Genomic DNA, 14,449 nt, shown 5'->3' on the forward strand with positions numbered 1-14,449 from the left:
TTACCAATCCGACAGCTTTCCCATTGCGGTGCGGGGGATCGACACGCCGAAGGTGATCCGGTCCGGGCGTGCCGGAGGTGGAAGGGCGGTCATCGCCCTGCGGATTCCGGCATCGAGTTCGGTGAGATCCCGGCCGGGCATCGGCACGACAAACGCCTTGAGACGCTCTCCGCCGAGCCGGACGGCGGCGTCACTGACACCGGGGAGCGCGGCGATGCGCGCGGCAACCTCCTGCGGATCGACATTCGTCGCAGCAACCTGCACGACGCCGTCCTTGCGCCCCCCTAGCCGGAATCGTGTGGCGTCCTGCCATTCGATCCTGTCGGGAAGGGCGATCTCTGACGTCGATCCGCGACGCGACACTCCGTCGCCGATCCGCGCGAGATTGGGGAAGAGGAGGAACGGCTCCTGATCAGATCGTCGCACGCCGACACCGCCGGTCTCGGTCGACCCGTAGATTTCGAGGAACCACTCAAGACGGAGTGCGCCGGCCACAGACCAGGTCTCTTCGGTTGTGGCGCCGCCCGAGGAGACGCCGCATATCTTTCCCGGCAGAAGGCCGAGGGCTGAGCAGCGATCCCACTGGAACGGCGTTGCCACGATGAGATCGCCCGGACGCGCCTTTCGCGCGATCCCGGTCGGCGAAGCCGCGTCGAGTTCCAGGCATTCAACCCCAAGTGCCCGCGGCAGGAGTATACCCCATAGAAACCCGTAGAGATGTCGCGGCGACACCAGCGAGAGGACGCGTTCCGGGCGGTTGGGCAGAACGCCGGAGACGATCGCCCGGATTTCGTGATCGAGCTCGGCCCGGCCACGGAGAATGATCCGCGGCTTTCCCGTCGAACCCGATGTCGAGAAGCCGATCGCGGCGTCCCCGCCCATATGGTCGAGGTGCCAGGCGATCCGGCGCACCCAGGCGCCGAGGGTGCGTTCGATCAGCAGATAGTCTTCGGCGCCAGTCGCCGAAAGGTCGAAGAACCCGGTCAGGTCCGAGACCAGATCGATTCTTGCGAGGCTGTCGAGCCCGAGATCCGGCTCGTCGATCCGGATGGCATCCGGCTCGCCCGCAGCGCGGATCATAGCGACATGAATGTGCGTATCCGGGGCCAGCCGACCTTCGCGGATCATCCGATCCTGCGTGGCAGCTATGACCGCGATGCAAAGGCGGCGGACCGAATGCTCGTCGATCCAGGAGGCCCCGGGATGTTCCGCGTCCTTACCCGCCGGAGACGCCATACGGCTCAGACCGCGCTGCCGCCGGCGGCCTCGATCTCGGAGAAGAGTTCGCCGGCAAGTCCGCCGAAGTGCAGCCGCGCCGCGCTGACCTTCGACTGAAGATCCATGGCCCGCGCCGCCAGTTCAGCCGGCACCATGGCGCCGAGATCCAGAACCGGCATACGAATATCGCGCGCCGCATCATAATGCTCGATCGCGTCGAGCGCTTCGGCCAGGGTCTCGAACGACCAGGCGCGGCATACGTCCTGCTCGGCTTCGGACTGGAAGAATTGCCGGATCGCGACGACGAAATGCTGCTCTTCGGTGCGATAGAGATTGACCTCGTACCAGTAGGGAAGTTCGGGCGTGAAGCTCATGGCCATCGCCAGCTCCGTTCCAGCGAAGACGAGCGGGCGCGCGCCGGGACGCGGCAGGCGATAGGACGTCGCGACGCCCAACCCGGGCATCTCGGTCCCGGCACTCGACGATCCGGTCTTCTCGACCGCAGACATCTGGTAGTTCATGTGATGAATCCTTCGGATTGGGCTGGATCAGGCATGAACGGCGGAACGGTGGGTACCGGACCGCCGAGGGGATCGAGGCGACTGGCAATTACATCGGCCGAGGTGAGCATGACGCCGGCGGCGAGGAAGCATGCCGCGCCGCCGGATCGAGCGAGAAAGTTTCGAAACTCGTAAGATTCGCCGATCCGTTCCGCGCGCCAGACCGGCCGTGCCGGAAGGCCGTCCTCGGGATGATAGGCGATCTGGGCCATCAATCCGCCATCCTCGGATAGATAGAGCCGAAGGGTTCGAACCACGCCACTGGCAGCCAATCCGGGGAGCGGAATCCGGCTCCGGTCTTCCCAGAGAAGTGCGCCACGGCCCTCGAGAGGTCGGGTGCCGTCACGGCGCAGTCGGACAGGCGCGAAGGGGGCATCCTGGGTAAAACCGTCAGCTTCGGAACAGGCATCTTCTGGGTTGGGGCCGACCAGTGTTGCCGGCGGCAAGGGCCCGACCTTCGCCGGTCCAGGCTCACGCTCTGCGCGCCCGCCCAGGAGGCGGATCAGCAGAGGCGAGACGGTCGCCTCGAAGGTCGGATCGCAGAGCGCCGGCACTGCCGCCCCCTTGGATCAGGCGCGCTTCACGAAGAGCCAGCAATGCTGGCCATCGGGCTGCGATTTCAGATGGATCTTCACGCCGACATTCGCGCCCTTGTAGGCGAACTTGTAGTCGAACATGACGTTGATCTGACCGCTCTGGTGGAACTTGAGGAACTCTCCGTGAAACCGCTTGCCCTTGGCGCAGGGCGCGATCTCGTTGAAGAAGTTCTTGCCGATGACGTCCGCGGGATTGCGGTTGGCGATCATCCTCTCGGCCTTGTTGTACTTCACGATCGTCCCGTGGCGATCAAGCAGAACGGCGCCGAAGGGCAGATACTCCGCGCGCTGGGGTTCGCGGCTCAGGATGTTGTCGACATCCTGGCTGCCGAAGGGAATGATTTCCATCTTCTGATCCTTTGTCCTGGAACGACCCGCTTAGTCGGATGAGGTCTCGACCCCATCCTCGTTCTTGAGGAAGGAATCGCTGAAGGTGAGCGACATGTCGTGGATGCGGCGGTAGGGATTGCCGTCATACTCGGCGCCGAGTTTCTCGCGCCCCTCGGGCGCGGCCCATTTGTAGTCCATCCGCCCCATCGTCACGATGCATTGCGGGATGGTGTCGAAGCGTTGGGCCATGGCGAATTTCTGCGCCTCGACCTCGATCTCAGAGGCCTCTTCGAACTCCACGAGCGACGTGAGCTCTTCAACGGTGCTTTCCGCCTCGAGCTTGGCGGTGCAGCTCAGGACCTCGCTCGCGGCCTGCATCACCCATTCGGGGTGATCGCCGCGCACGATGAGGCCCATCTCGGGAATGCGGAACTCGTAGCGTCCGTCGGCCTCTGTCAGTTGTCCAACTTCAGTCATCCGGGACGTGCTCCTTTCGCCGGCGTTGGAATGGCGGTGCGGCCAATCTCTTGGCGTGGAGCAACACTGCCATCCTACCATCAACAAACCCTTACCGGCCGATGAGCCATTTGCGCTCATGCTTAACGCCGGGTTAACATGTCCCTTGACGAAACGATGGAGCGGCTCATGTCGGTGTGCGAATTGCGCGTGCGCGAGGGACGGGCGGACAGCCTCGTCTATGTTTTCCGGTCGGTTAAAGAGGCAACCGCTATGGTGCGGTTCCTGTCGGACTTCCTGCCCGGCGCCGAATTCGTGATCCAGCCGGTACGGCACTGAGCCCGGCCAAGGATTAAGAATCCGGTAAGCCCGGGCTGGTAGGTCTCGGCGCATGAGCGCCACCGCAGTCAGATCTCGCCCGTCCGTTTCCCCGTCCGGCCACGCGGCCGGCGAATGGGGGATCGAGGTTCTGACCCGAACGTCCGCCCCGCCTCTGCGCGTCTCCGCGCGGCAACTCTTTTGCCATGTCTGCACACGCCCCGAAGGCCCCCCGATGACATTGTCGCTCTATGCGTTGCGGCATGGGGGTTTCGCCGTTTCCTGGTGCGACCGGGACGGCATGTTCGGAGCCGCCCGCAGCGAGGTACTCGAGGACGCGATGAGCGTGATCGAGGAGCTCTGCCGCGACCAAACTGCGTCGCAATTCGACATCGGCATGGGACCTGCGGGTGTCGACGGCGTCGTCGAGGCACTGTCGCAACTGCATCGCAGACAAACGGATACCGACGCTTTCCTCGCGCTGGCGGGCCTCGCCCTCGACGATTGGGACGCCTGGGGACGGAACGCGGCGGCAATCGACGACGCGGGAGATTGACTATGTCGACACCAAATTCCGGCGGACGCAGCAAGACCGCGCGCGATGCCGCCCATCGCCATCTCGCACGTCTGCGCGCGGAACGGGTTGCGCGCCGCGCCCGTCTCAGGGTCACGGAGGCAGCAGCGGACGCTGGAATAGCTCCGCTCGGTCCGGGGGCCTGGATACCGGATATCCGGGTGGCCAGCGCCATGCCCGAGGAAGACGGGAATGCGCATCACGGCGACTTGGCGGCCATCGGATCAGAGGGTGGAGATTGCGGTGAGGGTGACCGGATCGAACCGAACCTTGCCTTGCATGACGTATCCGAAATGCTTCGAGATGTTCGGGACGGTGATGACGGTGCCGGTGCCCCGGTCGTCATGCCGACGGAGCCCGAGACGCAGCCTTGTGACATCGCGATGGAGGAGCCGGAAACGGATATCGCCCCAGGCGGGCCGTTGACCCCCGATATCAACAGCTTACCCGAACCGCAGACCGCCGTGCATACCGTCGCGACCGAACCCGGGCTCGACGAGGATACGGATCTCGCAGAGGCGGTTTCCGCGACGGGCCCGACCCAGGAGAATGTGGCCGAACGGCCGATCGAAATCGATGCGAGTCAGGCCGAAGAGCAATCGCAAGCCCTCACCGCGCAGGCCGAACCGGAGCCCGCGACAGAAGGCGGATCGGAATGGCGAAACGACGATGCCCTGATCCTCAACGGGCCCGCAGCTGCGGCTGACGGTCTCGCAGCTTGCCATACCGACGATCCCGAAGGACCGGACGGGCGGCATTCGGATCGCGAGGGCGCCGAGGAGGCTCACGAGGCCGACATGCCCGCCGCTGCGGATCCGATCGAGCCGGATGCGGGCGCCGTCGGTGACGGGCAACATCAGACGAAAGCGGATCTTTACGAGCTGCCGGGCGCCGGCGAAGGTCTCGTCTGGCTCTTCGGTCGATGCGGCGTGACGTCCCTCTCCGACCTTGCGACAGCCGATCCCGACCGGCTCGCCGACGATCTCGGCCTCGTGGCGCAGATCCTCGACATCCGATACTGGATCGATTTCGCGCGGAAGCGGACCTCTGAAGCCGCAAACTCAGGGGCGGGTCAGGTGCCGCCCTCCGTCTCGATATAGATGACGCTGCCGCAATGCTTGCAATGGCTGGCGTCGCGGTCGTGGAGCCTCAGGCCGCATTGCGGACAGGGCTGCTCGACCTTGGCGGGACGGTAGATCGCCTGGATGAGGTTCAGGAAGAAGCCGACGCCGAAGACCATGATGACGATCGTGAGCAGCCGGCCGGTCCGATCCGTGAGGGTGATGTCGCCGTAGCCGGTCGTCGTCAGCGTCGTCATGGTGAAGTAGAGCGCATCGACATAGGTGGCGATATCGTCGTTCTTCTGACGCTCCAGCACCCAGACCATGCTGGTGACCACGAAGATGAACGCAACCAGGTTCGCCGCGGCCACCATGATCCGCGAATTGACGAGACTGCCGCGCAGCACGTCGTCGAGACGTTCGGCCATGTGGAAGCTGCGGGCGAGCCGGAGCATGCGCAACGCGCGCAGGAAGCCGAGATTGGCCCCGGTCAGAACCGGCGCGAGCAGCGACAGGAGCACGACGATATCGGCGATCGTGGTCAGCGAGAGCATGAAGGCGGGCCGGCGCTCGGCGATCCAGAACCGCGCTGAGAGATCGGCCAGCACCACCGCGCCGATGGCGAGATCCACCGACAGGAGCGTCGCGCCCATATCGGCATTCGCGGTCAGCACGAAATAGGCGATGATGATCACGTCGAAGACGATCAGCCCCATCTGGAAAATTCGCGGGCCGCGTCCCTCGCCCTCGTAGAGCCGCCGGATTGTCTCTTTCACGCGCATCTCCGCTGCCGCCACGCCAGCTCAGGAACTGGCCGCCCACCGCCCTTGTTCTGCCCGGAACGCGAAAAAAACAAGCCGAGGTAAAAACATGGAAGAGCCGCTGGAGATTTCCTGGGTCGACGTCCAGGCATCTGAGGAGCTGGAGCGACTGATCCGGGAGCGGGCCGAAAAGATGCACCGCTACTTCGCCCGCATCACGTCGGCGCGGGTGGGCATCGAGGTGCCGCACCGCAACGGCCAGGGCGATCCGCTCGGCTATCACGTCTCGATCCAGGTGGGCGTGCCCGGGCAGGAGCTCGTCGTGAACCACGATCCCGGCGAAGACCAGAAGCTCACCGATCCGTACGTCGCCGTCCGCAGGGCATTCGATGCCATGGACAAGCAGCTCGAGACGTTCTCGCAGAAGGTGCGCGGCGACGTGAAGACCCACGACAGCGCGCCGAGCGGAAGGGTCGTGAGGCTCTTCAACGATTACGGCTTCGTCGAGCTGATCGACGGGCGCGAGCTCTTCTTCGGCGAGGTGGCTGTCACCGGAAGCTTCGCCGAGCTCGAGGTCGGCTCGCCGGTCGAGGTGACGCCGGCCGACGGCGAGGGCGCGATGGGCCCGCAGGCGACGATGGTGCGGCCGATTTCCGAGCTGCAGCTCGTCGGCGAGATCCCCTCGCGCACCTGACGCGCCGTTCATCTTCGCGTGACAAGGCCGCCCCGCAGATTGCCCCGCGGGGCGGCCCGCCCCACCCTCTCGTCGGGAACGACCAGAGGAGAGGCTTCATGATCCCCCACTTCCTTCGCAACGCGGCCCTTGCCGCCGCTGCCGCGACAGCGCTCGGCACCGCCGCCGATGCCGCCGAGATCACCGTGGCGGGCGGCTGCTTCTGGTGCGTCGAGGCCGATTTCGAGAAGGTCCAGGGCGTCGGCGAGGTGGTCTCGGGCTATACCGGAGGCGATGTCGAGAACCCGACCTACAGCCAGGTGACCGCGGGCGGGACGGGACATTACGAAGCCGCCGAGATCGAGTACGACCCGGATATTGTGTCCCGCCGGCAGCTCTACGACCTCTTCTTCCGCTCGATCGATCCCTTCGACGACGGCGGGCAGTTCTGCGATCGTGGCGCGAGCTACCGTACTGCGATCTTCGTCGACGGCCCCGAGGCGCGCGCCGATGCCGAGGCGGCCAAGCAAGCCGCCGAAGAGGAGCTCGGCCGCGAGATCGTCACGCCCATCGTGGAGGCCGCCGAGTTCTACGCCGCCGAAGAGTATCACCAGAATTACTACAAGAGCGGCGAGCGCACGCTCACCCGCTTCGGCTGGATCAACCGGGCGGACGCCTATGAGCGTTATCGCGACGCCTGCCGCAGGGACGAACGAGTGCGCGAGATCTGGGGCGACGACGCGCCCTTCGTCTGATCAGCCGAGCCGGGACTCCTCGATCTCCTTGAGGTCGGGGATCACGTCGGCGGTGCCGGACCGCGTGACCATCAGCGCCGCGGCGCGGCTTGCGAGGTTCAGCGCCTGCCGCATGGGCATGCCGCGGTCGAGCCCCGCGACGAGATAGCCGGTGAAGGTGTCGCCGGCGCCGGTGGTGTCGACGGCGCTGACGGGCAATGCGGGGACGTCGGTCACCTCACCGCCGCGCGCGTCGATCCAGCGTGCGCCCTCACCGCCCCTTGTCACCACCACGTCATCGACGCCCAGCGAGCCGAGGTCCTTGCCGGTGGCCGCCACAAGCTGCTCGGCCTCCACCGCATTCAGAACAAGAAGGTCGATGAAAGGCAGCATCTCCGTGACGGCCGCGGCATCGAAGGGCGCCGCGGCATAGGCGATCCGGCAGCCCCGCGCCTTTGCGCGGCGCGCTGCGGCGACCTGTGCGTTCGTCTCGTTCTGGGTCAGGAAGGTGTCACCGGGCCCGGCATCGGCGAGGGCCGCATCGAGAGCTGCCTCGGGAACCGCACGATTGGCGCCGCCATGGATGAGGATCAGGTTCTCGCCCGCATCGTCGACCGCGATGATGGCATGCCCGGAAGTCTCGCTCACCGTCGCGATGTTGCGTGTATCGACGCCGTATTCCAGCAACCGCTCGACCATCCAGGCGCCATCCGCACCGACGGCACCGATATGCACCACCCTCGCCGCCGCGCGCGCGGCAGCGACGGACATGTTCGCCCCCTTGCCGCCGAGGCCATGGGTGAGCGACGCCGCGCCGAGCGTCTCCCCGGGACCCGGCAGGTGCGGCACGCGGTAGACGAGGTCGGCATTCACCGAACCGAGGTTGTAGATGGTCATGTAAGGGCGTCCCCCGTTGCGGTCGGCATGTGGCGGAACATTAGGCCAGCGCGCGGTCTCGCAACATCCCCGGCGGAATTCGGAGCTCCCGTGTCGTGGGGGAACTCCGGGCAGGCTCCGCCGAGACACGCGCCAAGGGCTGGGCATGGGTCCGGAATCCCGGACCTTTACACGTCATCATGAAAGACTGATTCTGGGCGTCGCTCCGCGATCTGATTGCGTAAGGCCGAGGGCCGCACCGCCAACGCCAACCGCCGGGGTCGCAACGTGCTGCGCCTTTTCGGAATCGAAACGCGTGGCGCCGAGATTCCCGCGACGGGCGACGCCGGCTTCGGCAGATCTTCCCGTACCTCCGCGTCGCCCGCCCAGTTGAGCAAGATGACTTTTGCAACGAAGGGAATTACCGTCCGAATGATCCTGTCGCATTTCTCACGGGTACCCCCACGCACATGAAATCCGTTCTGGTCCTCGAGGACGATGTCCTCATCGCTCTGGATCTCGCCATGCTGGTCGAGGAAGCGGGGGCGAAAGTCATCGGGCCGTGTCATTCTGCCGCAACCGCGTTGGCGACGGCGTCGGAGCAGCGACCCGACCTCGCCCTGATCGACTTCAATCTCGGGGACCATACCAGCGAGGGTTTCGCCGACTGGCTCGCCGGGAACGGAATTCCTTACGTCTTTCTGACCGGGCATTCTGCCTCGCAGCTGTCCGTACGGGGGGAAAACGTCCGCATTCTGGAAAAGCCGGTATCCACGACCAAACTCGCCGACATTCTCGAACATCTCTGACGCGCCACCGGAGCCACAGCTCCGGGCGCAGGTCGCACATGGGGCCCACGGAGTGCGGAATCGCAACTTTGCGCGCGTTCCGGAACGATGAGGGAACGGTATCGCCCCCGTCTGGTTCTTGGAGGACGCACGGCGCGGCCGTGACCCTGACGACCTAGACGAAAGTTTCCAGCTGATGCGGATCATGCACGTTGCCCTCGGCGGCTGCCTTTCGGCGCCGCCGGTCCCGTACGGTTTGACCGAAGACACCGGGGGGCACATCGCCTACATTCTCGGTGCCGCCACCGCCCAGGGCCGGCGCCCCGAGATCGAGGCCATCGACATCGTGACCCGGCGGTTCGACGACCCCGCGCTCGGCGCCAGATATGCCGAGCCGACGGAGCGGGTCAGCGACAAGGTGACGATCCGGCGGCTGGCGACGAACAACGATGCCTATCTCGAGAAGGACGCGCTCGAGGCCGAACTGCCCGCCTTGACCGACGCGTTTCTGGACGCCATCGCGGCGGGACCCCGGCCGGACGTTCTGCACGCGCATTTCGCCGATGCCGCCGTCCTCTGCCGCGCGGCCTCGGAGCGGTTCGGGATCCCCTGGCTCTACACGCCGCATTCGCTCGGTGCGGAAAAGCAGGAGCCGGATCCACATGCGGCGCTCGCCCGCCGCATCGCACGCGAGCGGGTCGCCATCGCGGGCGCCGACGGGATCGTCGTCTCGTCTCGCGACGAGGCGGAGCGGCAGGTCTCGCGCATGTGTCCCTCGGCGGAGGGCCGGATCCATCGGCTCAATCCCGGGCGGACGCAGCCCGTCTGCACCGATCCCGCGCGCGCCCGCCGGCTCGTCGCACCGTTCCTGCGCGACGCGGAGAAGCCGATCGTCCTTGCGATCGCGCGGCCCGTGGAGAAGAAGAACCTCTCGGGGCTCCTTAAGGCCTATGCAAGATCCCCGGCGTTGCGGGAGGCCGCGAACCTCGTGATCGTCGCCGGCGTGCGGCAGGGCCTGACCGGCAATTCGCAGCAGGCCGATGCGGTCTACGCCAGGCTCTTCGATCTGGTCGACAGGCACGATCTCTGGGGCCGCGTCGCCCTGCCCCGCGCTCATGTGCCCGAGGACATTCCCTCGCTCTACGCGCTTGCGGCGCGGGGCGGCGTCTTTGCCAACCCCGCCTTCCACGAGCCCTTCGGGCTCACGGTGGTCGAGGCGGCGCAAGCGGGCGTGCCAATAGTCGCGACGCGCGAGGGCGGCCCGCAGGACATCCTGCGCGAACTCGGGCGCGGCGATCTCGTCGCGCCGGACGACACGTCCGGGATCGCGGCGGCGCTGCTGTCGGCTCTCTCGGGCCGCGAGACACCGCACCGCCGCGCCCAGATGCGGGACCGGGCGGAGGCCGCGTTCAACTGGGACAGCTGGGCCGATCGCAGCGCGGCGATCTGCGCCAGCCTCGCGGCACCGCACACCGTCCCCGAGGCGCCTTACCGAATCCTCGTCAGCGATATCGACGGCACGCTCACGGGCTCTCGCGGCGGGGCCCGCGCCTTCGGACGCTACCGGGAGACCGCGGGCCAGGCGCTCCTCTTCGCGGTCGCGACAGGGCGCAGCGTCAGCGAGGCGCGGGGGGTCCTGCACGATTGGGACCTGCCAATGCCGGACGTCTTCATCACGTCGGTCGGGACCGAGATCTGGCGGCATTCGGGGAACGGCCGCCTCGCCCTCGATGAAGGCTATGCCGACCGCATCCGCGAAGGCTGGTGTGCTCGTACCGTGGCGGCGCATCTCGAGGACACCGACCTCGCGCCGCAGGCGAGCTACGAGCAGCGCGCCTTCAAGCTGAGCTATACCGGCACGGCCGGTCAGGCCCGCTCGGCGGAGCTGGCGCTGAGGCAGGCAGGCCTCGCCGCTCGGGTCATCCACAGCCATGGAACGATGATCGACGTGATCCCGGAGCGCGCCGGCAAGTGGGCGGCGGCGCGGCACGTCGCCGGCGACGCCGGTCTCGGACCGGAAGACATCATCTGCGCCGGCGACAGCGGCAACGACACCGACATGCTGAGCCTCTGCCCGCGCAGCATCCTGCCTTCGAATGCCCATGCTGAACTCGCCGGGCTCCGCAACGCCGGTATCCTGCGCACTTCCCGGCCCTATGGCGACGGTGTGGTCGAGGGTCTCGAGCGCTTCGGTGCGATCCCGGCCCCGAACTATCTCGAGGCGGCCGAATGAAGGATTTCGCCACCACCTCGATGCGCCCGATCGGGTATTTCGTGCATCATCAGGGCCGGGGCCACGCCCAGCGCTGCGCTGCCATCGTCCGGGCCCTGCCGCGCAGCCGTCCGGTCACGATCTTCTGCGCGCGCGGCGACATCTTCGGCCCGCTGCCGGATCACGTCGAGGTGCGGCGCATCCCCTCGCTCTTCGAGCCGAGCGGAGCGGAGCAGTCTGGCATGGCCGCGCTGCCCACCCCGGACACGCTGCATTGCGCGCCGGTCGGCTGGCCCTCGGTGCGTGAGGCGATGTCGACGCTTGCGGAATGGTTCGGCGCAGCCGATCCCGCGCTCCTGATCTCGGACGTGAGCGCAGAGGTCGCGCAGCTCGCCCGCCTCTGCTCGGTGCCACATGTCTGCGTCATGCAGCATGGCGACCGCAGCGATCCCGGGCACATGTCGGCCTATCGAGGCGCCTCGGGGCTACTCGCGCCCTTCGCGGAGGCGCTGGCGCAACCCGATTGGGACGGGGAGATGCGCCGCAAGATGCATTTCGCGGGAGGCCTCGGCGTCTCCGCCCTGCCCTCTCGCGACGCCGCGCGCGCCGCGCTCGGGATCGCGGCGGACACGCATCTGGCGCTGTGCCTCTCGGGCGGCGGCGGATCGGGCTTCGCGCAGGCCCCATTCGGCGTTGCGGCGCGCACGTTCCCGGAGATGGAGTGGGTCACGATCGGACGCATCGAGCGCAACTGGCACGCCACCGATCCCGGAAACATCCGGCATCTCGGCTGGGTGGACAACGCGGAGATGTGGATCGCGGCGGCGGACCTGATCGTCTCGTCTGCCGGGAATTCGACCTGCGCGCAGGTTGCAGCCTCGGGCGTTCCGTGGGTCGTCGTTCCGGAATGGCGCTATTTCGACGAGCAGGTGGAAAAGGCGCGCGCCCTCTCACGTCTCGGCGCCGCGCACCATCTCGCGCACCTGCCGTCCTCCGCGCAGGCCTGGCGCCGCGCGGTCGCCGAAGCGACCGAGGCCCACGACACAACAGTCCAGCGCGCGCTCATCGACCCGGCCCCGGCGCGAGAGACCGCGCGCTGGATCGAAAACCTGATTGCGCGGCTCTGGGAGGAGCCGGCGCTGACGACCGATACTGAAAGGACAATCGCATGACGCGGATTTCCGTGCTGACCATCGCCGCAGGGCGGGCGGACCATCTGGCCAACGTGATCCACGGGCTGAACGCTCAGGAGGTGCCGCCCTCGGAATTCGTGATCGCCTACATGCAGGATGCCCCTTACGACGATCTCCCCGAGACGGCTTTTCCCGTGCGGCAGGTTCCTGTCGCGGGTGGCACCGGGGCGCTCGCGGAGGCGCGCAACCTCGCGGCAACGACCGCCATCGGCGACGTCCTGATCTTCCTTGACGTCGATTGCATCCCGCATCCGCACCTCGTCGGTGACTACGCTGCCTCCGTCGCAGAGGCGCCGGGGCTGCATATGGGCGAGGTCATGTACCTGCCCAGAGGCGCGACATCGGCAGGCGTCGATTTCGACCGCTTCGGCGCGCTTGCCGAGAAGCATTCCGATCGCGGCGCCCCGCCGAAATCCGGCCGTGCGATCTGCGACGATTACCGCTGCTTCTGGTCGCTCAACTTCGCCATCTCGCGCGAGGATTGGTCGAGGACCGGCGGCTTCGACGAGCGCTACACAGGCTATGGCGGCGAGGACACGGATTTCGGACGCACAGTGGACGAGCGCGGGCTGCCGATCTGGTGGCTGAAGGGCGCGAGGGTCTACCACCAGCACCATGCCCATTGCATGCCGCCGATCCACCATATCGAGAGCGTCGTGCGCAACGCCGATCTCTTCGCGTCGAAATGGGGCCACCGGACGATGGAGCACTGGCTCTACGGGTTCGAGCTCATGGGCCTCATCGAGAAGCGGCCCGACGGGATCACGATCCTGAGGGCGCCGGACGATGCGGATTTCGCGCTCTGCCGGACCGAGGACCGGCCCTATTCGACGACCCGGCGGGTGCTCGACATCCTGCAGAGCGTCGATGCGTCCACTCTCGACAACAAGGCCCGCACCGCAGAGGTCGAAGCCGCCCAATCGAGGATGATCCGTGTCGCGGCGGAGTGAGACCCTGCGCATCGCGGTGGTGGCGCATCCCCGCCACCCGATCGCGGAGCCGTTCATGGGCGGCCTCGAGGCGCATACCGCGCATCTCTGCCGGGCGCTCGCCCGCCGCGGCCACGATGTCACGCTCTATGCGTCCGGCGACAGCGATGCCGGCGTGCGGCTCCGCCCGATCCTGCCCGAGCATTACGAACGGCAATATCCTTGGCACGCCTTTCGCGAAAGCGAGACCCTGACCGGGCTCCTCGACGATGCCTATGGAGAGATCCTGGACGAGCTCGGCGGCTTCGACGTCGTGCACAACAACTCGCTGCACCGCTACGTGCCGAGATATGCCCGGCGCGACCGGGTCCCCATGGTGACATCGCTGCACGTGCCGCCGTTCGACGTTCTGGAGCGCACGGTCGCAAGCTCCGGAGCGCCGTGGTCGCGCTTCACCTGTTGCTCGGAGGCCCATGCCGCATCCTGGTGGAGCGGTGCGCGGCCCTCTCATGCCCATGTCGTGCATAACGGCATCGACCCCAGCCTCTGGGAGTTCAAGGAGTCTGGGGACGGCAGCGCCGTCTGGATCGGCCGGATGAGCCGGACCAAGGCCCCGCATCTGGCCATCGCCGCTGCCCGCCGGGCGGGGATTCCGCTTCGGTTGTTCGGAACGATGGACGATTACGCCTATTTCAGGGACGAGGTACGCCCGCTCCTCGGAGACGGCGTGACCCATGAGGGCCATCTCACGGGCAAGGCCCTAGCCGAGGAGGTGCGACACAGCTCGGTGCTTCTCTTCACGCCGACATGGGACGAACCCTTCGGGCTCGTCGCGGCCGAGGCGATGGCATGCGGGCTTCCCGTCGCCGCCTTCGACATCGGCGCCGCGCGCGAGGTCATCGGAGAGGCGGGCGCACTTGCCCCCGTCGGCGATGTGAGCGCGCTGGCGCGAGCCATCTGCGATGCGGTCGAGATCCCGCGTTCCGTGCCGCGCGCGCGGGTCGAGAGGCTCTTCACCCAAGACCGGATGGTGGCGGGATACGAGGCGCTCTACCGAGAGGTGATGCGGTCGGTCTCTCGCCCCGCTCCGACGGTGCATTTCCGGCCGATCGAACTGCCCCCGCAGGAGGATGTGAAGATCGCTGTCTGAGCGGCGCTCCACGTGAAACA

General features: G+C 66.9%; 17 protein-coding genes. 10 read left to right on the top strand and 7 right to left on the bottom strand.

Annotated features, from left to right (window positions below):
- The 5 genes from pcl to OCH239_RS04815 all read right to left on the bottom strand — a co-directional run bounded on the left by pcl (position 1) and on the right by OCH239_RS04815 (position 3,181).
- On the bottom strand, positions 1-1,236 hold the full coding sequence (gene pcl / locus OCH239_RS04795) for a 4-coumarate--CoA ligase (protein WP_051489266.1): 1,236 nt from the start codon (positions 1,234-1,236) through the stop codon (positions 1-3).
- A gap of 5 nt (positions 1,237-1,241) precedes the next feature.
- Complete coding sequence (locus OCH239_RS04800) at positions 1,242-1,739, bottom strand: hypothetical protein (RefSeq protein WP_157577798.1); 498 nt, start codon at positions 1,737-1,739, stop codon at positions 1,242-1,244.
- Positions 1,736-1,990, bottom strand: coding sequence for a hypothetical protein (locus OCH239_RS04805; RefSeq protein WP_037259421.1), 255 nt, complete (start codon positions 1,988-1,990; stop codon positions 1,736-1,738). Before OCH239_RS04805 ends, OCH239_RS04800 begins: the two co-directional genes overlap by 4 nt.
- A 357-nt stretch (positions 1,991-2,347) precedes the next feature.
- Positions 2,348-2,722: a photoactive yellow protein gene (gene pyp, locus OCH239_RS04810; RefSeq protein WP_037259422.1), complete on the bottom strand. Its 375-nt coding sequence runs from the start codon at positions 2,720-2,722 to the stop codon at positions 2,348-2,350.
- A 30-nt stretch (positions 2,723-2,752) separates the two neighbouring features.
- Positions 2,753-3,181: a hypothetical protein gene (locus tag OCH239_RS04815; RefSeq protein WP_037259423.1), complete on the bottom strand. Its 429-nt coding sequence runs from the start codon at positions 3,179-3,181 to the stop codon at positions 2,753-2,755.
- 138 nt (positions 3,182-3,319) lie between these two features.
- Here OCH239_RS04815 and OCH239_RS04820 point away from each other — a divergent pair, with 138 nt between their 5' ends.
- The 3 genes from OCH239_RS04820 (at position 3,320) to OCH239_RS23485 (ending at position 5,152) form a co-directional block, all read left to right on the top strand.
- The gene (locus tag OCH239_RS04820) at positions 3,320-3,499 is read left to right on the top strand and encodes a hypothetical protein (RefSeq protein WP_037259424.1); all 180 of its coding nucleotides are present in this window, start codon (positions 3,320-3,322) and stop codon (positions 3,497-3,499) included.
- Between the two features lie 214 nt (positions 3,500-3,713).
- A complete protein-coding gene (locus OCH239_RS04825; RefSeq protein ID WP_037259425.1) occupies positions 3,714-4,034 on the top strand; it encodes a hypothetical protein in 321 nt (106 codons plus the stop codon).
- Positions 4,035-4,036: 2 nt separating this feature from the next.
- The gene (locus OCH239_RS23485; RefSeq protein WP_037259426.1) at positions 4,037-5,152 is read left to right on the top strand and encodes a hypothetical protein; all 1,116 of its coding nucleotides are present in this window, start codon (positions 4,037-4,039) and stop codon (positions 5,150-5,152) included.
- On the opposite strand, the gene OCH239_RS04835 is transcribed toward OCH239_RS23485, so the two are convergent.
- Complete coding sequence (locus OCH239_RS04835; RefSeq protein WP_211241963.1) at positions 5,125-5,889, bottom strand: ion channel; 765 nt, start codon at positions 5,887-5,889, stop codon at positions 5,125-5,127. The two genes, OCH239_RS23485 and OCH239_RS04835, sit on opposite strands and share 28 nt — an antisense overlap.
- Positions 5,890-5,983: 94 nt before the next feature.
- Between OCH239_RS04835 and OCH239_RS04840 the strand changes: the two genes are divergently transcribed.
- Together OCH239_RS04840 and msrA are read left to right on the top strand one after the other, a co-directional pair.
- Entirely contained in the window at positions 5,984-6,568 is a 585-nt protein-coding gene (locus OCH239_RS04840; protein ID WP_037259427.1) for an HPF/RaiA family ribosome-associated protein, read from the top strand.
- A gap of 98 nt (positions 6,569-6,666) precedes the next feature.
- On the top strand, positions 6,667-7,302 hold the full coding sequence (msrA, locus tag OCH239_RS04845) for a peptide-methionine (S)-S-oxide reductase MsrA (protein WP_037259429.1): 636 nt from the start codon (positions 6,667-6,669) through the stop codon (positions 7,300-7,302).
- Here the strand turns inward: msrA and OCH239_RS04850 are convergent, their stop codons facing one another.
- Complete coding sequence (locus tag OCH239_RS04850; RefSeq protein WP_037259431.1) at positions 7,303-8,178, bottom strand: ribokinase; 876 nt, start codon at positions 8,176-8,178, stop codon at positions 7,303-7,305.
- A gap of 449 nt (positions 8,179-8,627) precedes the next feature.
- Between OCH239_RS04850 and OCH239_RS04855 the strand changes: the two genes are divergently transcribed.
- The 5 genes from OCH239_RS04855 (at position 8,628) to OCH239_RS04875 (ending at position 14,429) form a co-directional block, all read left to right on the top strand.
- Entirely contained in the window at positions 8,628-8,966 is a 339-nt protein-coding gene (locus OCH239_RS04855) for a response regulator (protein WP_037259433.1), read from the top strand.
- A gap of 184 nt (positions 8,967-9,150) precedes the next feature.
- A complete protein-coding gene (locus tag OCH239_RS04860; RefSeq protein WP_244430300.1) occupies positions 9,151-11,178 on the top strand; it encodes an HAD-IIB family hydrolase in 2,028 nt (675 codons plus the stop codon).
- A complete protein-coding gene (locus tag OCH239_RS04865) occupies positions 11,175-12,329 on the top strand; it encodes a glycosyltransferase (protein WP_037259435.1) in 1,155 nt (384 codons plus the stop codon). The genes OCH239_RS04860 and OCH239_RS04865 overlap by 4 nt, the downstream gene beginning before the upstream one ends.
- Positions 12,326-13,300 (top strand): glycosyltransferase family 2 protein, encoded by a 975-nt coding sequence (locus OCH239_RS04870; RefSeq protein ID WP_037259437.1) that lies wholly within the window; start codon positions 12,326-12,328, stop codon positions 13,298-13,300. The genes OCH239_RS04865 and OCH239_RS04870 overlap by 4 nt, the downstream gene beginning before the upstream one ends.
- On the top strand, positions 13,284-14,429 hold the full coding sequence (locus OCH239_RS04875) for a glycosyltransferase (protein ID WP_211241964.1): 1,146 nt from the start codon (positions 13,284-13,286) through the stop codon (positions 14,427-14,429). Before OCH239_RS04870 ends, OCH239_RS04875 begins: the two co-directional genes overlap by 17 nt.
- Positions 14,430-14,449: the final 20 nt, after the last annotated feature.

It is taken from the genome of Roseivivax halodurans JCM 10272 (assembly GCF_000521785.1).
Taxonomy (GTDB): domain Bacteria; phylum Pseudomonadota; class Alphaproteobacteria; order Rhodobacterales; family Rhodobacteraceae; genus Roseivivax; species Roseivivax halodurans.